Raw genomic sequence first — 20,017 nt, 5'->3', positions numbered from 1 at the left:
TGCCGCCCTCAACGGTCCCGATGGAAGATCGGATGGACCGCGATGGCGCGTTCCACGTCGCGATCGACGACCCGCGCGGTGGCGCGCTGGATCAGGCGCTGCGCGCTGCGCCACGGCCGTAGTTCGCCGTGCCGCTGGCGGTCGCCGCGCAGCAGCCGGCTGCCCCAGCCGTTCACCGCGGGTATCGTGGCCGCCGCATCCGCGCCGGACAGGACGAGCGACGGGAACGGAAGCGCGATGGCGGGCGAGGCGAAGGGCTGGGATTCTTCGGCGCCTTCGGCGGGCGGATCGAACAGCAAGGCGCCGGCGATCCGTGAGACATAGCTCGCCGGGGAGAGGCGCGCCCACCAGGACGCCGCATGGCAGCCGAGTCCCTCGGCGACCAGCAGCACGGTGCGATCGGCGCGCATCACCGCCGCGTCGAGCTGCGCCGCCCACAGGCTGCGGCGTTCACCGTCGTGAAGGACGACGTGATCATCACCCTTCACCGGCCAGCGCATCCGCGTGTTCCACGCCGGATCGGCGCGCCCGGCAGCAGCGATCGTGATGATCGACCAATGGTTTGGCATGACGGCCGTCGAAATCGACATGGCGTCCACTCCATCCTGTTCGCGGCGCGACTATCCCTGATTCGCGGGCTCGCGGCAATCCTGCGGCATTCGCGCAGGGCTGTACCGGTGACGGCGGCGTCCGTCGGTCGGCCAGCGGAAGGCGAGGCGGGTCACGCCGTCAGCGGTTCCATCGGGATGAAAACGCCGCTCGACGATGATCCCGTCGCCGGCGTGGTCGATCGCGATCACGGTGCTGCAACGGGTGCCATAGACGGCATCGCGGATGAAGACCGGCCGCTCTCCCTCAGGGGCGGGCGTCTCATCCACCAGCAGGTCGAGCAGGTGGCCGATCGGCTGCGGTGCTCTAAGCCATGTGTCGAGCGCCATCGTCACCGCCCGGGTGCGCAACGACGGCGGATCGAGCGGCCCGTTGGAGATGCCGTGCACCCCGGATGAGAGAACATGGCGGAGCGGGCGCGGCTGATTGGTCCGATAATCGGCGACGGGTCCGATCGTGATCAGGCTGAACCCGCCATAGGCGTCCAGCCGGTCATCGTCAGGCAGCGCCCCGCAGCGCAGATAGTCCGCAACCAGCGCGCCGCGCGATGGCGCGCCGTCGCCGCGGGGGTGGCCGGCGACATTGGTCACCACTGCGAACCGCCCCGCCTCCGACACCCCGATCCAGCTGCCGCCGGAGAGCAGATCCCGCCCTGCGAGCACGTCATGGGCATCGGTCCAGCGATCGAGCGGGGCGGAGGGGCGCGCGTGGAATTCATCGCGATTGGCGGCGACAACCAGGCGCCAGTCGGGATGCGCGCGATGTGCCAGCGCCACGACGCACATCAGCGCGCGCGCCCGATGCCGGCCGATGCGGCGAGCGTCGGACCTCGGCAGCTCATCCGACAAACGCCCGGTCACGCAGGCCACGCCAGACTCGCAGCGCCTGCAGGGTTTCGGCGACGTCATGGACGCGGAGCACCTGAACCCCCGCCTCCGCACCCTTGAGCGCCAGCGCCACCGAGCCGCCAAGCCGCTCCCCGACCGGCGCCTCGTTCGACAATGCCCCGATCAGCCGCTTGCGGCTGGCGCCGAGCATGATGGCGCAGCCCAGCCCGTGGAACATCGCCAGCGCATTGATGAGCGCGAGATTGTCCTGCAGCGACTTGCCGAAGCCGATGCCCGGGTCGACGATGATCCGCGAGCGGTCGACCCCGGCCGCGACGAGCGCCTCGATCCGCGCGTCCAGCCAGTCGAACACCTCCACCGCGACATCGCGGTAGATGGTCGTTCCGTGGCCGCCCTTTTCCGGGTCGGGCGAGTGCATCACGATCACCGGGCAGCCGGCACGCGCGACGACGTCGACCGCGCGCTTGTCCCATAGCAATGCGGAGACGTCGTTCACGATCGCCGCACCGGCAGCCAGCGCGCGCTCCATGACAAGTGCCTTGCGCGTGTCGATGGAGACGAGCGCGCCGGCCCGCGCCAGCCGCTCGATCACGGGAACGACGCGCGCTGCCTCGTCCTCCTCCCATACGGCGGCAGCGCCGGGGCGGGTCGATTCGCCGCCGACGTCGATCAGCGCCGCGCCGGCGCTTGCCATGTCCATGCCGGCCGATGCCGCGGCAGCGGGATCATCGCGATGCGTGCCGCCGTCGGAGAAGCTGTCGGGCGTGACGTTGAGGATGGCGGCCAGCACCGGCTGGTCGAAGCGCAACGTGCGTTCGCCAAGGGCGAGCGGGGGGCGCGGCGCAACGAAGCGGGCGTGCAGCATCGCCGCGCGGGCGCCGAGCGTGGCGATCTCCGCGACCGGGGCGATCCGCTTGGCCCCGCTTTCCTTCACCTCATAAGCGGCGAACCACTGCATGCCGCCGGCAAGTCGCGCCACCGCGCCATCATCATAGGCGAAGGGCGCGTCGACAAATTGTACCGGACGAAGGTGCATGAACCGCTTTCACAGAAGGAGCGCCTTTTGTGCGGCAGCGATCGACAGGGGGCAAGCATCCCGCCAGCGCGAGGCTGACGCGGCGGCCGTTGCGGAGCCTGTCGCGTCGCCGGGCAACTGCCCCGCGGCGACAGGCTCAGCGGTGCTTACACCTGGGTGGCGAGCAGGTACGTCTGCCGCAGGGCGTCGATCGGCTTGAGCGCGCCCTCGACCTCGTAGTGCCAGAAGCTCCAGCCGTTGCAGGTTGGTGCCCCCTGAAGCGTCGCACCGAGCTTGTGGATCGAGCCGCTGGCGCCGCAGTCGCTGGCGAGGCTGCCGTCGGCGCATACGGTGGCGCGGAAGCGGCGCTTGGCGTCCACCACGATGCTGCCGGCGGGTAGATAGCTGTTTTCCACCAGCACGCCGAAGGCGACCTTGGGCTGCTGCTTGGGGCTCTGCATCGTGCGCAGCGCCGATTCGTCGAGCGGCAGCGCGGCGTCGATACGCGCCTGCGCCGCATCGATGTACACGCCCTCGCGCTCGATGCCGATCCAGCGGCGGCCAAGACGCTTGGCAACCGCGCCCGTCGTGCCGGTGCCGAAGAACGGATCGAGCACCACGTCGCCCGGCTTGGTGCAGGCGAGCAGCACGCGATAGAGCAGCGCCTCGGGCTTTTGCGTCGGGTGCACCTTGTGCCCGTCGGCGCCCTTCAGCCGTTCCTGACCGCCACAGATCGGGAATTCCCAGTCCGAGCGCATCTGGATCTCGTCGTTCAACGTCTTCATCGAACGATAGTTGAAGGTGTATTTCGCCTTCTCGCCCTTCGACGCCCAGATCAGCGTCTCGTGCGCGTTGGTGAACCGGGTGCCGCGGAAATTGGGCATCGGGTTGTTCTTGCGCCACACGATGTCGTTGAGGATCCAGAAGCCCAGATCCTGCACCGCCACGCCGACGCGGAAGATGTTGTGATAGCTGCCGATCACCCAGATCGTGCCATTGTCCTTCAGGATCCGGTTCGCCTCCGTAAGCCAGGCGCGCGTGAACGCGTCATAAGCGGCAAAGGTATCGAACTTGTCCCAATCGTCGGTGACGGCATCGACATGGCTGCCGTCCGGACGAAACAGCTCACCCCCGAGCTGCAGATTGTACGGCGGGTCGGCGAAGATCATGTCCACCGACTTGGCCGGCAGCGCGCGCATCTGCGCGATGCAGTCACCGATCAGAATCCGGTCGAGCGGCAGGGCGGCCGGATCGGCCGCCACCTTCGTCGACACCTTCGCCGGGGCGCGACGCACGCGCGTTTTCTCGATGACACTCATGCGGTTCCCCCTTTTCGCACGCGACCGTCGCCGCGCGGTGGACTCCCCGTCAAGCGATGATTGGTTAACGATAAAAGCTGCAAAGCCGTTAACATGGCGGAACATTCCGCGCCCGAACCCAGATGTTGAGTCAACCGCGGCGGCAGGACTCAAGCAATGGGGTGTGGCGCAAAAGACTCAGAGCGGAAGAACCGTTTGCGCCACCGGCGCGAAGCTGCGGCGATGGGCCGTGTTCCACCAAGGCGCGGCGGTGGGTGGCGCAGCCATACCCCTTGTTAGAGGCCCAATTGTAATGCGGATATGATTCGTGATGCCGAATCATGATCGTGTCGCGCGTGTGCTTCGCGACGATCGAGGCCGCGGCGATCGAGCGGCTGAGCGCGTCGCCCCCCACGATGGGGGTGGCGGCATAGCCCCAGCGCGGCAGGCGGTTGCCGTCGACCAGCACGTGACCCGGCGCGCAGCCGAGCGTGGCGGCGAGTTGATCGACCGCCACGGTCATCGCCTTCATCGTCGCCCAATAGATGTTGAGCGTGTCGATCTCCTCCGCCTCGACGATGCCGACGCCGACGATCGCGCAATCCAGCAGCCGGCCGCACAGCCGGGCGCGCTCGGTGGCGGAGAGTTTCTTCGAATCGTCGATGCCTCGCGGCACGCCACGCTCCGGCAGGATCACCGCCGCCGCCACCACGGGCCCGGCGAGTGGCCCGCGCCCGGCCTCGTCCACGCCAGCGACTGGCGCGAGATACAGGCGTTCGTGCTTCATTCCGGGCATTGCGAGGGGACACGCTTTCTCTGACAGGATCGGGTGCGGCTCTAGCAAAAGCGGCGCGCCAGCCGAAGCGCGGATCGTCGCCCTTTCGCCTCGGGTGATCTGTTGCGGAACCGCATCGACACTGCGACGGTATTGATCCTGATTTGCCCGTTTGAGGAGTTATCGTGATCTCGCGCAGCCTGTTCGTCGCGGCCCTGCTGGCCGCCACCGCCTGTTCCGCAGAGCCGCAGGCCGGCAATGCGGCGAGCGATTCCACCGCGGCCACCGCCGGCAAGCCGTTTGTCGAGACGGTCGTCGCCGATTTCGATGCGCCCTGGGCGATGACGTTCCTGCCCGACGGCCGGATGCTGGTGACGGAAAAGGACGGGCGGCTTCTGCTGGTCTCCGCCGACGGCAAGGCGCGCCAGACGATCGCCACGCTGACGGTCGATTCGGCCGGCCAGGGCGGGTTGATGGATGTCGTGCTGGCGCCCGATTTCGCGCAGTCGAAGCGTGTGTACCTCAGCTGGTCGACGACGGGTGCGGGCGGCAAGGGCGTGGTGCTGGCGCGCGGCGTGCTCGATGAAGCGAACCCTGGCGCGGCCAAGCTGAGCCAGATCCAGGAGATCTTCCGCGCGACGCCGTTCGTCGAGGGCAATGGCCATTATTCCGGTCGCATCGCCTTCTCGCCCGACGGCCAGTATCTGTTCTTCACCAATGGCGAGCGGCAGAAGTTCGATCCCGCACAGGATCCCAAGGCGACGCTTGGCAAGGTGCTTCGCCTCACCCCCGACGGGAAGCCGGCGGCGGGCAACCCGCTGGCGGCAAAGGGCTTCCACCCCGCGGTGTGGAGCTATGGCCATCGCAACCTGCTCGGCATCGCCTTCGACGCGCAGGGCAATCTGTGGGAGCAGGAGATGGGGCCGAAGGGCGGCGACGAGCTGAACCTCGTCCTGCCGGGCCGCAACTATGGCTATCCCAAGGTGTCGAACGGCGACCATTATGACGGGCGGCCGATCCCTGATCACGCGCCCGGCGACGGCTTCGAGGCGCCCAAGGTGTCGTGGACCCCGGTGATCTCGCCCGGCGGCCTGATGATCTATTCGGGCAACCTGTTCCCGCAATGGAAGGGCGACGCGTTCATCGGCGGGCTGTCATCCAAGGCGCTGGTGCGCGTCGATTTGGATGGCACCAATGCGCGCAAGGGCGATCAATGGGACATGGGTGCCCGCATCCGAGAAGTGGAGCAGGGCCCGGACGGCGCAATCTACGTGCTGGAGGATGGCGCGCAGGGGTCGCAGGGCCGGATGCTGCGGCTCACCCCCGCGCGATAAGGTAGTTCATCCGTGCCGAGGCGATCGGCTTGGCCCGGCTTTCCTGCCAGGCGATCGCCTCCACATTGGCGATACGATTGCCCAGCCGGGTGACCGTGCCAGCGGCATAGGTCAGCCGCTCTCGCCCGCCGCGCATGAAATCGATCGTGACGTTGATCGGCTTCACGCGCCGGTTGCCGTCCGCGCCATCCTCGCCCGCCATCTGGTGGCGCAGCGCGGCCAGCGCCGCCATTTCGATGAGGCCGGTGATCGCGCCACCCTGGACGAAGCCGGGGCGCCCGATCACTGCGGGCCCGAACGGCATGGCGAGGACGGGGAGGCCATCTTCCCATTCCAGCGTCGCGCCGAGCAGATCGGCATAGGGTGGCAACTTCATGCGCCCTCTCCCAGGAACATGAAGGTACCCGAGACATGCGCGACGGGATCGTTCGGGTCACCGTCATGCGCCTGGCCGCGCACGAAGCTGATCGATCGCTTGATCGCATAGCATTCGCCATGGCCGATCACGGTGTGCCCGGGCTTCGCCGGCCGTAGGTAATCGACCCGCAGGTCGAGCGTGGCGTGCGCCACGAACCGCCCCAGCTTGCGCATCGTCGCCAGGCTGGTGGCGATATCCATCAGCGCGAAGATCGGGCCGGACGCGATCACGCCGCTGTCCTCGTCGCCGATGATGTCCGGATGATAGGGCAGCGTCAGCTCACACCAGTCCGGGCCATGCGCGTGATAGGCGATGCCGAGCCGCCCGCCATGGCCGCCGAAGCGCACATCCTCCATGCCGGGGATGTCGCCCAATGCCGTCTCGATCTTCATGCACCCGCTGATACACCCGCCTTCCTCGAGCGCAACGATCGCGGCATTTCCGGGGCGGCATTGCTGGACGCGGCCGGCTTGTCTAAGTCGATCGTATCAATTTGCGGGAGAGCGAGATGGAAGAGCGGGTTACGATCACGGTCGAGAACGGCATCGCGGACGTTCGGCTGAACCGACCGGACAAGATGAACGCGCTCGATCCGGCGATGTTCGCCGGCATCAACGCCGCCATCGAGCGGCTGGCGGGCATGAAGGATGTGCGGGTTGCCGTGCTGTCGGGTGAGGGGCGGGCGTTCTGCGCCGGGCTCGACATGGGATCCATGGCGGCTGGCGGATCGGGCAACGATCTGGGCAAGCGCAGCCATGGTGTCGCCAACACGGCGCAGAATGTCGCCTGGGGCTGGCGCACCTTGCCGATGCCGGTGATCGCCGCGGTGCATGGCGTCGCGCTGGGCGGCGGGTTCCAGATCATGTCGGGCGCCTGCGTGCGCATCGCGCGGCCGGACACGCGCATGTCGATCCGCGAAACCTATTGGGGGCTGGTGCCCGACATGGCCGGCCTCGCGCTGTGGCGGACGCTGGCGCGCGACGACGTGCTTCGCGACCTGACCTACAGCGCGCGCGAGTTCACCGGCGGGCAGGCCGAGCGTTATGGCTTTGTCACCCGGCTCGCCGATGATCCGCGCGCCGCGGCGTTCGAGCTGGCGCGCGAGATCGCCGGTCGCAATCCCGACGCGGTGAAGGCGTCCAAGCGGCTGATCAACCTGATGGTGGATGGCGACACCGCCACCGTGCTGCAGGGCGAGAGCGACGAGCAGGTCAAGCTTATGCGCTCGCCCAACCAGGTGGAGGCGGTAAAGGCCAATATGGAAAAGCGCGCGCCGGTCTTCGTCGACTGACGTTTTCGTGCCGCTCGCCTCCGGTCTCGCGGCCGGCGGCGAGCGGCCCGGCATGTGGCACAAAAGCCCGTCTGACCCGTTGTCGCCTCCGGGAAATCGGAGGTATTGATCATGGCTGACGCACTTACCGCAGATATGAACACGGTGACGGGCAAGGTGAAGGAAACGGCCGGCGCCGCGACGAACGATCGTTCGATGCAGGCGAGCGGCATGCTCGATCAGCTGAAGGGTTCGGTGCAGAAGGCGATGGCGCCGGGCGCTGACGGGCAGCCCGCAGTGGTCGGACAGGCAAAGGCCTTTGCCAAGGAGCGTCCGTGGGCAGCAGCCGCGCTGGTCGGCGTCCTTGGCCTCGCCACCTTGGGTACGCTGCGCGGGAAGTAACCCGCCGCAACCAAGCGGAGAAATGCGGGCCCGTGCGCTGCCGATGATCGCGATCATCGATGGCGCCGGGCCCGCTGCCGTTGTGGTGCCCCGCCGCGATCAGGCGGCCTTCACCTGAACCGCCTTCAGGCGCTCAACGAAGTCGGCCGGGAGGGACTCGCCCTTCGGATCGGTCATGACGATCGTCGTGTCGCAGGTGGCGATACACGCGCCCGACTGAAACGCCGCCGCCAGCATCTCGAAGCTGCGATTGCCGATGCGACCGATGCCCAGGCCAATCTCGACATCCTCGGGGAAGCTGCCTTCGGCGAGGTAGTTGATCTCGTTGCGGGCCACCACCGCGCGGAACGAGCCTTCCGCCATCTTCCCGCGGTTCACGCGTCCCAGCTGCTGGTTCATGCGCACGCGGGCATCCTCGAACAAGGCGGCATAAGCGACGTTGTTGAGGTGGCCCATCGTGTCGAGATCCTGGAAGCGCGTCTGCTTCACCTCGCGCTTGGGATAGGATGAAAGGTCAAGGCGCCAGGGGGCGGGGCGGGACATGCGATATTTCCTGTAGCTCTGAAACACGTTCCCCGGGGGTGACCAGCGCCGGGACGATCCGATCGTCGCTGGCCATGGCCCTCCCCGGGGAGGTGTCATCGTTCGATAAAGACGGTCAGGCGCGGCGGCAGGCACCGCGCCGTCAGCGTGTCGCCGTGCTCAGCGCGGCGCCATGCGGATCGCGCCGTCGAGGCGAACGTCCTCGCCGTTGAAATAGCCGTTCTCGATCATCAGCGTGGCGAGCGCGGCATATTCCTCCGGATCGCCAAGGCGCTTCGGGAACGGCACGGACGCGGACAGCGCATCCTTCACGTTCTGCGGCGCGCCCTGCAGCAGCGGGGTGTTGAAGATGCCCGGCAGGATCGTGTTGACGCGAATGTGCTCGTTCATGAGATCGCGTGCGATCGGCAGGGTCATGCCGACCACGCCGCCCTTCGACGCCGAATAGGCCGCCTGGCCGATCTGGCCGTCCTCGGCCGCGACCGACGCGGTGTTGACGATCGCGCCGCGGTCGCCATCGGGAAGCGGATCGAGCGTCATCATGCCGGCCGCCGACTTGGCGATGCAGCGGAAGGTGCCGACGAGGTTGATCTGGATGATCCAGTTGAACGCGTCGAGCGGGAAGTGCTTGATCGAGCCGTCTTCCTTGCTGCGGCTGGCGGTCTTGATCGCATTGCCGGTGCCGGCGCAATTCACCAGGATGCGCTCCTGGCCGATCGCCGCGCGCGCCTTGGCGAAGCCCTCGTCCACCGATGCCTCGTCGGTGACGTTGACCTTGCAGAACACGCCGCCGAGTTCCTTGGCGATCGCCTCGCCCTTTTCTTCCTGAAGGTCGAAGATGGCGACCTTCACGCCCTTGGCGGCGAGCTGCCGCGCGGTCGCGGCGCCAAGGCCGGACGCGCCGCCGGTGATGACGGCGGAAATGCTGTTGTCGAGCTTCATTGAATTCCCCTCCCGAGAAAGTGCTCCCGCACAAGCGGGGCACGATCCCGTCCCCCGCTTGTGCGGGGAACGGGCCATTTAATCACGGCAACAGGTTCAGGCTGCGGCCTTCGCCTCGCCCTGCCAGTCGCAATTTTCGATGATCGTGACGTTGGCGACACCGCCGCCTTCGCACATCGTCTGCAGGCCGTAGCGGCCGCCGCGACGGCGCAGTTCGTGGACCAGCGTCGCCATCAGCTTCGTGCCCGACGCGCCGAGCGGGTGGCCGAGCGCGATCGCGCCGCCGTTGACGTTCAGCTTGTTCGGATCCGCCTTGGTATGCTCGAGCCAGGCGACCGGGACCGAGGCGAACGCTTCGTTCACTTCGTACAGGTCGATGTCGTCGATCGACAGGCCGGCCTTCTTGAGCGCTTTGTCGGTCGCGAACAGCGGCTCTTCGAGCATGATCACCGGGTCGCCCGCGGTCACCGTCAGGTTGACGATCTTCGCCAGCGGCTTGAGGTTGTACTTCTTGAGTGCTTCCTCGCTGACGATCAGCACCGCGCTGGCGCCGTCGCAGATCTGGCTCGACGAGGCGGCGGTCAGCACGCCCTCTTCCGACAGCTTCTTCACGCCGGCCATGCCCTCGGCAGAGGCGTCATAGCGGATGCCCTCGTCAGAGGTGTGCACTTCCTTGCCCTCGGGCGTCTCGATCTCGATCGGGACGATCTCGTCCTTGAACTTGCCGCCCTGCGTCGCGGCCACCGCCTTGCGGTGCGAGTTCAACGAATATTCGTCGAGCTGCTCGCGGGTGTAGCCGTACTTCTTGGCGATCATCTCCGCCCCAGCGAACTGGTTGAAGTTGATGCCCGGGAACTTCTCCTCCAGGCCCGGCGACTTGTTCTTGCCGAGGCCGGCGTCGTAGAACAGCTTGTAGGTCGAGCCCATCGGCACGCGCGACATGCTTTCGATGCCCGCCGCGATCACCACGTCCTGCGTCCCCGACATCACGGCCTGCGCCGCAAACTGGATCGACTGCTGCGACGAGCCGCACTGGCGATCGATCGTGACGGCCGGCGTCGACTGCGCCAGCTTCTTGGAGGCGAGCACCGCATTGCGCCCCACCTGACCGGCCTGCTCGCCGCCCTGGCTGACGCAACCCATGATGACGTCTTCGACAGCGTTGCCCGGAATGCCCGAACGCTCGATTACCGCGTCCAGAACCTGTGCTGCCAGATCGACCGGATGAACCCCCGCGAGCTTTCCGCCGCGTCGTCCACCAGCCGTCCGCACCGCTTCGACGATATACGCCTCGGCCATCTTCCGACTCTCCATAACAGATGTTATCCCAGCCGCTCATGTGCCGCGATTTAACGCGCACGGCAAGAGGTGGAGAGGCGAATGAACGTATCCGACGCAGTAAGGGAGCGGCGTTCGGTCCGCGGATTCCTGGACAAGGAGGTGCCGCTGGACGTGCTGAAGGATCTGGCGCTGACGTCGGCGCGCGCGGCGACGGGCGGGAATATTCAGCCTTGGCACATCGACATCGTGACCGGGGAGAAGATGGCCGAGCTGAAGGAGATCATGCGCGGCAAGATCGAGCGGCGCGAGACCGAGACGCCAGGCTATGACATCTATCCGCGTGAAATGACCGACGCCACGAAGGCGCGCACGTTCCAGATCGGCGAAATCATGTACGGGCACCTCGGCATCCCGCGCGAGGACAAGCGCGCGCGTGCGCAGTGGTTCGCGCGAAATTTCCAGTTCTTCGGCGCGCCGGCCGCCTTCTTCGTGACGGTCGACCGCCGCATGGGGCCGCCGCAATGGGCCGACCTTGGCATGTACCTGCAGAATCTGATGCTGCTGGCGGTGGAGAAAGGGTTGGCGACCTGCCCGCAGGAATGCTGGGCGGTCTATCCCAGCACGGTCGAAACGTTCCTCGGCACGCCGCCAGAGCGGATGCTCTTCTGCGGTGTCGCGATCGGCTATGAGGATGCGGAGGAACCGGCCAACCGCACGCGCAGCCCGCGCGCGCCGGAAGAGGAATGGCTCACGGTTCTGGCCTGAACCGAACGTGTCGCCGGGGGGCGGCCTGTGCTCAGGCGCCCTCTGGCTGCGATTCCTCGATGGCGGCCAGGATCATCCGTTCCCACACGGCGGGGTCGCCGGCGGCGGCCATCGCCTTGCTGGGCGCGCGCAGCGTGTGGAGGACGGCCATCGCTTCCTCGCGATAATCGCGCCAGGCGGCATCCACCGCATCGCCGGCGGATTCCTGATCCCCGTGCGCATTTACGCTGAGCCGCTCGCCGGCCAGTACGCGCGCAATGCGCTCCAGAACCGGGCCAGTCGCGATATCCATGGGGCCGTCTCCTTCTTCAGGAGAGGCAACCGATCACGCGCGGCCGGGTTGCACGGCCGCGCGCAATTGGCGTGAGGTCAGGCCTGAGCGGCAGTGCGTGCGCCGCCGCGCCCACGGCCGCGACCGCCGCGTCCGCGACCACCGCCCTGTCCGCTGCCATGGCCACCAGGTCCGCCACGGCGGCTGGCATTGGCATAGTCACGGGTTGCCGTCGGCGCATGGCTCGCCTTGGGGCGTGCCGGCGGGCGGGGCCCGCGCGGACGATCCTCACGCGGCGCCGGATCGGCACCGATCGCCTTGACGCGCGCCGCCTTCAGCGCGTCGGCGCGCTTCAGGAAATCGGCCGGCAGGGCGCGATGCGGCACCTTCTGGCGGGTCAGCTTCTCGATGTCCTTCAGATACGGCCGCTCGTCGTCGGCGCAGAAGGAAATGGCGATGCCGCTGGCGCCGGCGCGCGCGGTGCGGCCAATGCGGTGCACATATTGCTCCGGCACGTTCGGCAGTTCGAAGTTGAACACGTGGCTGACACCCGAAATGTCGATGCCGCGCGCCGCGATGTCGGTCGCGACCAGGATCGGCACTTCGCCGCTCTTGAACGCGGCAAGCGCGCGCTCGCGCTGCGGCTGGCTCTTGTTGCCGTGGATCGCGTTGGACGCGATGCCGTTGCCAGCCAGCAGCTTCACGACGCGGTCGGCGCCATGCTTCGTGCGGGTGAAGACCAGTGCGCGGTCGATCTTCTCTTCCTGAATCAGGATCGTCAGCAGCGCCTGCTTTTCGGTCTGATTGACCAGCACCACCTGCTGCTCGACCCGCTCCGCCGTGGTCGAGGCAGGGACGACCGAGACGGTTTCCGGATCATTCAGGAACTTGTCCGCCAGGTCGCGGATCGAGGTCGGCATCGTGGCGGAGAAGAACAGGGTCTGACGGCGACGCGGCACCATCTTCACGATCTTCTTCAGCGCATGGATGAAGCCGAGGTCGAGCATCTGGTCGGCCTCGTCCAGCACCAGGATCTCGAGCATCGTGAGGTTGCAGAAGCCCTGCTCGACCAGATCGAGCAAGCGCCCGGGCGTGGCGACGAGGATGTCGACGCCGCGCGACAGGTCCTGCCGGTTCTTGTTGATGCTGGTGCCGCCGAACACCGTGGCGACGGTCAGGCGCGAATGGCGCGCGTAGAGCTTCGCATTGTCCGCGATCTGGCTGGCCAGCTCACGGGTCGGGGCGAGGACCAGCATGCGCACATGCGTCGGCAGAACGCGCTTCTCGCTGCCGAGCAGTCGCTGGATCGAGGGGAGGACGAACGCTGCCGTCTTGCCGGTACCTGTCTGGGCGATGCCCAGGAGGTCGCGGCCGGTGAGTACCGTCGGGATGGCATCACGCTGGATCGGCGTGGGCGTCTCATAGCCCTTTGCTTCAAGCGCGCGGACAAGCGGCTCGGCGAGGCCGAGATCGGAAAATGACATGCAATAAACCTATAAATAGTCGCAGCCCGCAACGTCATGGGACGTGCAGGAACGGGGGAAAATAGACACCCCGCGTGACTTGGGAAGCCGGTTCAATCGACCGAGACGGAGCCTGGGCACGAAGCCCGATCACGCTGCAAACGTCTCGATCACGCTGAAATGCAGATCCTGCGCGAGAAAGTCAAGGAGGCGCGGGTAGTGGCCAACGCTCCACGGCCCGCGGCCATGCTTTACCTGGTCCTAACCCTCGTCAGGCCAAAGGCAGCCGTATGGGTTCTGTTTTTCTCCGGCATACGCTGATCGCGCGCGGGCTTGGCCTTGTCATCGGGCAGGTCGCGATTGCCGCTGGCGCGCTGGCGGTACTGGCGCTGGCGCCCCCGCTGCGCGGCGACATGCTGCTGATTCCGCTGTGGCCAGACGCACCAACCGCCCGCCTCGCGCTGGCGCAGGATGCGCGGCTGGTGGCGGCGGGGCCCGGCGGCGGCATGGTGGTTCGGGGGGAGCGCGACGCGCTCTTCTGGCCGCTCCTTCGGGCGGGAATAGTGACGATCGCGGCGCCGTCGCTGATCTGCGGGGGGCGTGCCTCATGAGCTCGCTAGACAATCTGCGCATGCGCGGGATCCGCGTCATCGCGGCGGTGGGATGGTTGTGCCTACCGCTGCTGCTGATCTGGGGCGCGGCGATGAACGCGCCGGGAACCGGGCTCGCAATCGCCGCGGCGGCGATGGTGAACATCATACCGACCGCTCTGGCGGTGCGTGGCCGGCATGATCTGGCCGCACGGATGAGCTGCGGCGTGCTCGCCGCGGCGATGCCGGCGATCTACGTCTATCTGCTGGCGGGTTCGGCCTGGCAGATGGATGGGCACATGTACTTTTTTGTCGCGCTGGCGATGATCGCGGTGCTGTGTGACTGGTGGCCGCTGGCGCTGGCGGCAATCCTGATCGCGCTTCACCATCTGGTGCTGTCCTACGTGCTGCCGAACTGGGTGTTCGAAAATGGCGGCGCGCTGGACCGCGTGCTGTTCCATGCGCTGGCGGTGGTGCTGGAGTTTGCGGCGCTGACCTATCTGACCACCCGGCTGCGCATCCTCATCGTGGCGCAGGACGTGGCGCGCCAAGAGGGCGAGCGGCTGCTGGCGCTTGCCGAGGTGGAGCGCGGCCGGGCGGTTGCGGCGCTGGCGGCGGCGCAAGCGGCCGACGAGCGGTCACAATCGGAGCGCCAGCGGCGAGAAGCGGCCGAAGCGCGGCTGGAGAGCGAAAGGCGGAGCGCGCTGATGGCGCTGGCCGACGACTTCGAGCGGTCGGTGGCGGGCGTGGCGGTGGCGATCGAGGGTGCCTCGGCAACGCTGGAAGGGTCGGCCGCGACGCTGACCCGGATCGCGGCGGAGGCCGGGCGGCAAGCGAGCGAAGTGGCCGTAGGTGCCCATCAGGCGGCCGGCGCGACACAGGACGTGGCCGATGCCGTCCACCGACTGACCGATTCGATCGGCGAAATTGCCGAGAGCGCGCATGCCCAGGCGACGCTGACCGGCGACGTTCAACGCAATGCCGAACAGGGCAAGGCGGCGGTACTGGATCTCGCCGCACGTGCCGGCGACATCAATGGCCTGGTAGGCGAGATCCACGAGATCGCCACGCGTACCAACCTGCTCGCGCTGAACGCCACGATCGAGGCCGCGCGCGCCGGGGACGCGGGACGTGGCTTCGCCGTGGTGGCGGGCGAGGTGAAGCAACTCGCCGGGGGAACGGCGCGGGCCAGCGAGAAGATAGTGTCGCTGATCGGCAGCGTGCGGCACGGCGTGGATTCGACCGAGGCCAGCATCGTGGGCGCGGCGGACGCGGTGTGCCGGGTGGCTGCCGCGGCCGATGCTATCAAGGGCGCCGTGTCCGGTCAGCGCGGCGTCGCGGGGCAGATCGAGCGTACCGCGCACGAGGCAGCACGCGGTGTGGACATGATCGAGCAGCGGATCGCGCAGGTCGCGGAGGCCGCCAACGAGGCGGACGTCCTGTCGCAGCAGGTGCGCGAGGCGGCCGGCGCCCTGTCCGACCAGGCACGGCGGCTGCGGCGAAGCACTGATGGGTTCGTGGAGCAACTGCGCACCGGCGAACGCGCGGTCGCGGCCTGAGGATCACTCCTTCAACCGCCGTCTGATACACGACGCCCCGCCCGCCGGATGGCGCGCGGGGCGTGCTGTGTGTCGGCTAACCGGCCGGGCTCAGAGCTTGCGGCTGATCACTTCCTTCATGATCTCGTTCGTGCCGCCGTAGATCCGGCTGACCCGCGCGCCGCGCCACATGCGGGCGATCGGATATTCGTTCATATAGCCAGCGCCGCCGTGCAGCTGGAGGCACTTGTCCATGACCTCCCACTGGAGGTCGGTGTGCCACAGCTTGGCGGCTGCGCCTTCCTCGTTGGTCAGTTCGCCCTTCAGATGGCGTGCGATCGCCCAGTCGAGGTGCGCCCAGCCGACCTGAAGCTTCGCCTTGAGGTCCGCGAGGACGAACTTGGTGTTCTGGAAGTCGAACACCACGCCCTTGAACGCGCGGCGCTCTTTCACGAAGGCGACCGTGTCGTCGAACGCCTTCTGCGAGGAGGCCATGGTGCTGACCGCGATCGACAGACGCTCCTGCGGCAGCTGGCTCATCAGGTAGATGAAGCCCATGCCCTCTTCGCCAAGGCAGTTGGTGATCGGCACGCGCACGTCCTCGAAGAACAATTCAGAGGTGTCGGCCGCGTCCTGACCGATCTTGTCGAGCTTGCGGCCCTTGCTGAAGCCCTCCCGGTCGCTCTCGACCAGGATGATCGACATGCCCTTGTAGGCCGGCTGCGCGTCCGGATCGGTCTTGGCCACGACCAGCGTCAGGTCGGTGTTCTGACCGTTGGTGATGTACGTCTTCGAGCCGTTGATGACGTAGTGATTGCCGTCCTTCTTCGCGGTGGTGCGGATCGACTGAAGGTCGCTGCCGGTGCCCGGTTCGGTCATCGCGATCGCGGTGATCACGTCGCCCGACACCATCTTCGGCAGCCATTCCTTCTTCTGCTCCTCGGAGCCGTAGGTCTCCATATAGCCGGCGACGATGTCCGACTGGAGCGAGAAGCCGGCGGGGACGCCCGAATAGGCCATTTCCTCGTCGACGATGGCATTGTAGCCAAAGTCGAGGCCGAGGCCGCCATAGGCCTCCGGCACGGTCGGGCAGAGCATCCCGACCTCGCCAGCCTTCTGCCAGAAGCTCTTGGGAACGAGGCGATCCTTTTCCCACTGGTCCGCGTTCGGCACGCCTTCCTTGGCGAGGAAGCTGCGCACCGTCTGACGGAACGCCTCATGATCCTCGTTATACGCGAAACGGCCCGCAATCTGGTCGAGCGACATTCGAAACCTCTCCGGAAAATTACAGCGCCGCTTGTCGCCAGCCCCGCCTGAACGGTCAAGTAACTTTTGTTATGGTGATATCGCGTAGGGGACCGCTCTCGACTTGGCCGTCCGCGCGCGCCTATGCCGGAGGGCTGAAAGAGAGGTGACGGATGAAACTAGCGAGTCTGAAGCATGGCCGTGACGGCAAGCTCGTCGTGGTATCGAACGATCTCGCCTGGTGCGCCGATGCCGGCCACATTGCGCCGACGCTGCAGGCGGCGCTGGACGATTGGGACCGGCTGTTGCCGGACCTGCAGAACCTCGCGACCGATCTTGAGCATGAAGTGATCCCGCGACTGCGTTTTCACGAGCATGAGGCGGCATCGCCGCTGCCGCGCGCGTATCAATGGGCGGATGGCTCCGCCTATGTGAACCATGTCGCTTTGGTGCGGCAGGCGCGCGGGGCGGAGATGCCGGAGACGTTCTGGCACGATCCGCTGATGTATCAGGGCGGGTCCGACGGCTTCCTTGGCCCGCGTGACGCGATCCCGCTGGGGGACGAAAGCTGGGGCTGCGACCTGGAGGCCGAAGTGGTCGTGGTCACCGGCGACGTGCCGATGGGGGCGAGCCGTGAGGAGGCGCTGGCGGCGGTGCGGCTCGTCGGGCTGACCAATGACGTGTCGCTGCGCAACCTGATCCCGGGTGAGCTGGCCAAGGGTTTCGGCTTCTTCCAGTCGAAGCCGGCGTCGGCCTTCTCGCCCGTGTTCGTGACGCCGGACGCGCTGGGCGACTGGTGGCAGGACGGCAAGCTGCATCGCAAGCTGATGGTCGACCTGAACGGTGAGCCGTTCGGGCGCGCCGAGGCGGGTGAGGACATGACGTTCGATTTCGGCACGCTGATCGCGCATGCGGCGAAGACCCGCGCGCTCGGGGCGGGGACGATCGTAGGGTCGGGTACGGTATCGAACCGAGATGCCGATGGCGGGCCGGGCAAGCCGATCGCGCAGGGCGGGGTCGGGTATTCCTGCATCGCGGAGGTGCGCACGATCGAGACGATCGCGGGTGGCAAGCCGGTGACGCCGTTCCTGAAGAAGGGCGATACCGTCCGCATCTGGGCCGAGGATGACCGGCATCATCCGATCTTCGGCGTGATCGAACAGACGGTGGGTTGATCGATCCGGCATGGGGCGGGGAGGACCCACCCCATGCTGGTCGCGCCGCGTCAGCCGCGCGGCAGATCGTGGCGGACGGGATCGCCGGCAGGATCGGTGATCGCCAGCATCCGCCCGATTGCGACGGGGCGGTTGGGATCGCCCTGATGCGCCTCCAGATCGAGGGTGATCGCGCGGCGGCCGATGCGGCGGGGCACGACCCGCGCGATCAGCGGCAGCGTGGCGAGCGCCGGCGCGAGAAAGCGGATTTCGATATCGAGCGGGCGGAACGCTGCATCGACCGACGACACGCCGGCATGTTCGAGCAGGCCGGCGATGACGCCGCCATGATAGGCGGGCAGCGGCGCGCCGACATGTTCGACCCGCGGCTGCATGACCAGGCCATCGGGCGTCGCCTCTGCACCGAGATAATCGGCGAAGCAGGGCGCGGGCGATGGCGGCAGCACGTCGTGCCGTTCATCCATCCGGCCAGGCGTGCCGCCGGGCATCGACCCGATCAGATAGCGCGCGACGGCGGCACCGATCGGCCTGCCTTCGGCAACCAATCGGCCGCGCGACAAGGCGAGATCGCCCTCGCGGGTCACTTCGTCGATGACGCAGCTGATGGCGGCGGCGGGGAGCGGGCCGAACCAGTCGACGCGAAGGTCCAGCGTCATCATCGGCGTGGGGCGTGACAGCGTGGTGAAGACGCCGCCGGCGGTCGCCTGATCGGCCAGCACCAGCGCGGCGCCGCGCGAGACGCGCCCGTCGGGATCGAACGCCGCCGGCAGAGCGGCGTCGAGCGACGTCGACACCGGCTCGCCCACGGTGGCGTGTTGCCACATGCCAAGCGCGGCACAGGCCGGAATGGTGCGCAGGTGCTGGTTCGGCTCGGTCCCCGGAAAGCCGGGGTAAAGTTTCTCGGGGTCGTGTCGGCTCACTTGGCGCGGTACCGTATGGGAAGGTGTTTCATGCCGCTGACGAAGCTGGCGCGGGTCCAGGACGGGTCGCCGGCAAGCTCGAAATCATCGAAGCGGGCGAGGAGTTCTTCGAACAGGATACGCATCTCCAGCTTGGCGAGGTGCTGGCCCAGGCACAGGTGCGGGCCATAGCCGAACGCCAGGTGCTGCCGCACGTTCGCGCGGTCAACCCGGAAGGTGAAGGGATCGTCGAAGACGGCGGTGTCGCGGTTGGCCGACGGATAAGCCATGACGAGGCCGTCGCCGGCCTTGATCGGCACGCCGCCGACCTCGGCATCCTTGGCGGCGGTGCGGAAGAAATGTTTCACCGGGCTTGCCCAGCGGATCATCTCCTCGACCGCGTTGGGCAGCAGGGAGGGATCGTCGCGCAGCTTCTGCATTTCCGCGGGGTTACGGATTAGTTCCAGCAGCCCCGCGGAAGTGGAAGAGCTGGTCGTGTCATGCCCTGCAGCGGCGATGATGAGGTAGTAGCTCATCGCCTCCATATTCCCCATCGGCGAGCCATCGGTGAGCGTCGCATTGGCGATGATGGTGGAGACGTCTTCGCGGGGGTTGGCCTTGCGGTCGGCGGTGATTCGATCGCACCAGGCGTTGAATTCGGCGATGGTGGCGAACAGCCCGCCCATCTCCTCGGGGCGCATGTGATCGAAATCCTGCGCGCCGAACACTTCCTGCGTAATCTTCATCAGGAACTGTTCGTCCTCGCGCGGGGCGCCCAGCGTCAGCATGATGACGCGCAAGGGAAACCAGATCGCGACTTCCGCGGCGAAATCGCATCGATCGCCGAGCGCGGCCATATGCTCCACGCTGTCGCGGGCGAGGGCGCGGATATCCTCTTCCAGCTGCTTCATGTGCTTGGGCGAGAAATAGCCCTGTGTCATGGCGCGGAAGTGCTTGTGGTCGGGATTGTCCATGCTGACGAGGTTGCGCGTCAGCTTGTTGCCGCCGGTCAGCGCCATGATGCGCTCCTCATCTGCGATGGTGGCGAGCGTCAGGCGCGGATCGTTGAGGAAGGTTTCGTTGTCGAGTTCGACGCGGCGGATGTCGGCGTGGCGAGACACCGTCCAGAACGGGCGATAGCCTTCCGGTTCGCACCAATAGACCGGGGCTTCCTCGCGCAGATATTTGAAGATCGCATGGTAGCGTTCCTCGTTGGCGTAGCTGTCGGGATCGACGATCGCGGCGTCGAACGCGGCCTTGTCGGTCGGCAGCGGGACGTGCGCGGTCACGCCGATCTGGGGCTCGCGGCTGAGGGCGGCGGTGGCCATGCGGTCTC

The 20,017-nt window shown here is 67.2% G+C and carries 22 protein-coding genes; 7 read left to right on the top strand and 15 right to left on the bottom strand.

Going from position 1 to position 20,017, the window contains the following annotated elements:
- Window positions 1-8 precede the first annotated feature (8 nt).
- The 5 genes from L8F96_RS06135 to L8F96_RS06115 all read right to left on the bottom strand — a co-directional run bounded on the left by L8F96_RS06135 (window position 9) and on the right by L8F96_RS06115 (window position 4,557).
- The gene (locus L8F96_RS06135) at window positions 9-590 is read right to left on the bottom strand and encodes an alpha/beta hydrolase (RefSeq protein WP_334655522.1); all 582 of its coding nucleotides are present in this window, start codon (window positions 588-590) and stop codon (window positions 9-11) included.
- Window positions 591-620: 30 nt separating this feature from the next.
- A complete protein-coding gene (locus L8F96_RS06130) occupies window positions 621-1,469 on the bottom strand; it encodes an NRDE family protein (RefSeq protein ID WP_334655521.1) in 849 nt (282 codons plus the stop codon).
- On the bottom strand, window positions 1,447-2,493 hold the full coding sequence (gene folP, locus L8F96_RS06125; RefSeq protein ID WP_334655520.1) for a dihydropteroate synthase: 1,047 nt from the start codon (window positions 2,491-2,493) through the stop codon (window positions 1,447-1,449). The genes L8F96_RS06130 and folP overlap by 23 nt, the downstream gene beginning before the upstream one ends.
- Before the next feature lie 146 nt (window positions 2,494-2,639).
- Window positions 2,640-3,791 carry a site-specific DNA-methyltransferase gene (locus L8F96_RS06120; protein ID WP_296218490.1) on the bottom strand — a complete coding sequence of 384 codons (1,152 nt, stop codon included), beginning with the start codon at window positions 3,789-3,791 and terminating at the stop codon, window positions 2,640-2,642.
- Window positions 3,792-3,921: 130 nt separating this feature from the next.
- Window positions 3,922-4,557: a ribonuclease HII gene (locus L8F96_RS06115; protein ID WP_334655519.1), complete on the bottom strand. Its 636-nt coding sequence runs from the start codon at window positions 4,555-4,557 to the stop codon at window positions 3,922-3,924.
- Between the two features lie 176 nt (window positions 4,558-4,733).
- On the opposite strand from L8F96_RS06115, the gene L8F96_RS06110 reads away from it, so the two are divergent.
- Window positions 4,734-5,879 (top strand): PQQ-dependent sugar dehydrogenase, encoded by a 1,146-nt coding sequence (locus L8F96_RS06110; protein WP_046407312.1) that lies wholly within the window; start codon window positions 4,734-4,736, stop codon window positions 5,877-5,879.
- On the opposite strand, the gene L8F96_RS06105 is transcribed toward L8F96_RS06110, so the two are convergent.
- Entirely contained in the window at window positions 5,863-6,255 is a 393-nt protein-coding gene (locus L8F96_RS06105; protein ID WP_046407268.1) for a PaaI family thioesterase, read from the bottom strand. The two genes, L8F96_RS06110 and L8F96_RS06105, sit on opposite strands and share 17 nt — an antisense overlap.
- Window positions 6,252-6,689 carry a PaaI family thioesterase gene (locus L8F96_RS06100; protein ID WP_046407269.1) on the bottom strand — a complete coding sequence of 146 codons (438 nt, stop codon included), beginning with the start codon at window positions 6,687-6,689 and terminating at the stop codon, window positions 6,252-6,254. The genes L8F96_RS06105 and L8F96_RS06100 overlap by 4 nt, the downstream gene beginning before the upstream one ends.
- Window positions 6,690-6,805: 116 nt before the next feature.
- Here L8F96_RS06100 and L8F96_RS06095 point away from each other — a divergent pair, with 116 nt between their 5' ends.
- Window positions 6,806-7,588, top strand: coding sequence for a crotonase/enoyl-CoA hydratase family protein (locus L8F96_RS06095; protein ID WP_125945850.1), 783 nt, complete (start codon window positions 6,806-6,808; stop codon window positions 7,586-7,588).
- 111 nt (window positions 7,589-7,699) lie between these two features.
- Entirely contained in the window at window positions 7,700-7,969 is a 270-nt protein-coding gene (locus L8F96_RS06090; RefSeq protein ID WP_046407273.1) for a CsbD family protein, read from the top strand.
- Window positions 7,970-8,068: 99 nt separating this feature from the next.
- On the opposite strand, the gene L8F96_RS06085 is transcribed toward L8F96_RS06090, so the two are convergent.
- From L8F96_RS06085 to L8F96_RS06075, 3 genes are all read right to left on the bottom strand, one after another.
- Window positions 8,069-8,512, bottom strand: coding sequence for an acyl-CoA thioesterase (locus L8F96_RS06085; RefSeq protein ID WP_046407313.1), 444 nt, complete (start codon window positions 8,510-8,512; stop codon window positions 8,069-8,071).
- Window positions 8,513-8,671: 159 nt separating this feature from the next.
- Complete coding sequence (locus L8F96_RS06080; protein WP_046407275.1) at window positions 8,672-9,454, bottom strand: SDR family NAD(P)-dependent oxidoreductase; 783 nt, start codon at window positions 9,452-9,454, stop codon at window positions 8,672-8,674.
- Between the two features lie 96 nt (window positions 9,455-9,550).
- Window positions 9,551-10,753, bottom strand: coding sequence for an acetyl-CoA C-acetyltransferase (locus tag L8F96_RS06075; protein ID WP_334655518.1), 1,203 nt, complete (start codon window positions 10,751-10,753; stop codon window positions 9,551-9,553).
- Between the two features lie 81 nt (window positions 10,754-10,834).
- On the opposite strand from L8F96_RS06075, the gene L8F96_RS06070 reads away from it, so the two are divergent.
- Window positions 10,835-11,500, top strand: coding sequence for a nitroreductase (locus L8F96_RS06070; RefSeq protein WP_046407278.1), 666 nt, complete (start codon window positions 10,835-10,837; stop codon window positions 11,498-11,500).
- 31 nt (window positions 11,501-11,531) lie between these two features.
- Here the strand turns inward: L8F96_RS06070 and L8F96_RS06065 are convergent, their stop codons facing one another.
- Both L8F96_RS06065 and L8F96_RS06060 read right to left on the bottom strand, forming a co-directional pair.
- A complete protein-coding gene (locus tag L8F96_RS06065) occupies window positions 11,532-11,792 on the bottom strand; it encodes a hypothetical protein (RefSeq protein ID WP_046407280.1) in 261 nt (86 codons plus the stop codon).
- A gap of 77 nt (window positions 11,793-11,869) precedes the next feature.
- Complete coding sequence (locus L8F96_RS06060) at window positions 11,870-13,255, bottom strand: DEAD/DEAH box helicase (RefSeq protein ID WP_046407281.1); 1,386 nt, start codon at window positions 13,253-13,255, stop codon at window positions 11,870-11,872.
- A 269-nt stretch (window positions 13,256-13,524) separates the two neighbouring features.
- Here L8F96_RS06060 and L8F96_RS06055 point away from each other — a divergent pair, with 269 nt between their 5' ends.
- Window positions 13,525-13,845: a hypothetical protein gene (locus L8F96_RS06055; RefSeq protein WP_334655517.1), complete on the top strand. Its 321-nt coding sequence runs from the start codon at window positions 13,525-13,527 to the stop codon at window positions 13,843-13,845.
- Complete coding sequence (locus tag L8F96_RS06050) at window positions 13,842-15,383, top strand: methyl-accepting chemotaxis protein (protein ID WP_334655516.1); 1,542 nt, start codon at window positions 13,842-13,844, stop codon at window positions 15,381-15,383. The genes L8F96_RS06055 and L8F96_RS06050 overlap by 4 nt, the downstream gene beginning before the upstream one ends.
- A gap of 90 nt (window positions 15,384-15,473) precedes the next feature.
- Here the strand turns inward: L8F96_RS06050 and L8F96_RS06045 are convergent, their stop codons facing one another.
- Complete coding sequence (locus tag L8F96_RS06045; protein WP_046407286.1) at window positions 15,474-16,628, bottom strand: acyl-CoA dehydrogenase family protein; 1,155 nt, start codon at window positions 16,626-16,628, stop codon at window positions 15,474-15,476.
- Between the two features lie 152 nt (window positions 16,629-16,780).
- On the opposite strand from L8F96_RS06045, the gene L8F96_RS06040 reads away from it, so the two are divergent.
- A complete protein-coding gene (locus tag L8F96_RS06040; RefSeq protein WP_145117938.1) occupies window positions 16,781-17,782 on the top strand; it encodes a fumarylacetoacetate hydrolase family protein in 1,002 nt (333 codons plus the stop codon).
- A gap of 50 nt (window positions 17,783-17,832) precedes the next feature.
- Here L8F96_RS06040 and L8F96_RS06035 read toward each other — a convergent pair whose 3' ends face one another.
- Together L8F96_RS06035 and L8F96_RS06030 are read right to left on the bottom strand one after the other, a co-directional pair.
- The gene (locus L8F96_RS06035) at window positions 17,833-18,702 is read right to left on the bottom strand and encodes a PaaI family thioesterase (RefSeq protein ID WP_334655515.1); all 870 of its coding nucleotides are present in this window, start codon (window positions 18,700-18,702) and stop codon (window positions 17,833-17,835) included.
- Window positions 18,699-20,009: a cytochrome P450 gene (locus L8F96_RS06030; protein ID WP_136452163.1), complete on the bottom strand. Its 1,311-nt coding sequence runs from the start codon at window positions 20,007-20,009 to the stop codon at window positions 18,699-18,701. The genes L8F96_RS06035 and L8F96_RS06030 overlap by 4 nt, the downstream gene beginning before the upstream one ends.
- Window positions 20,010-20,017 lie beyond the last annotated feature (8 nt).

Source organism: Sphingomonas panaciterrae (assembly GCF_036890205.1).
GTDB lineage: Bacteria > Pseudomonadota > Alphaproteobacteria > Sphingomonadales > Sphingomonadaceae > Sphingomonas > Sphingomonas panaciterrae.
Note: the sequence above shows the minus strand (reverse complement) of the source record. Positions and strands in the feature narration are given on the sequence as shown.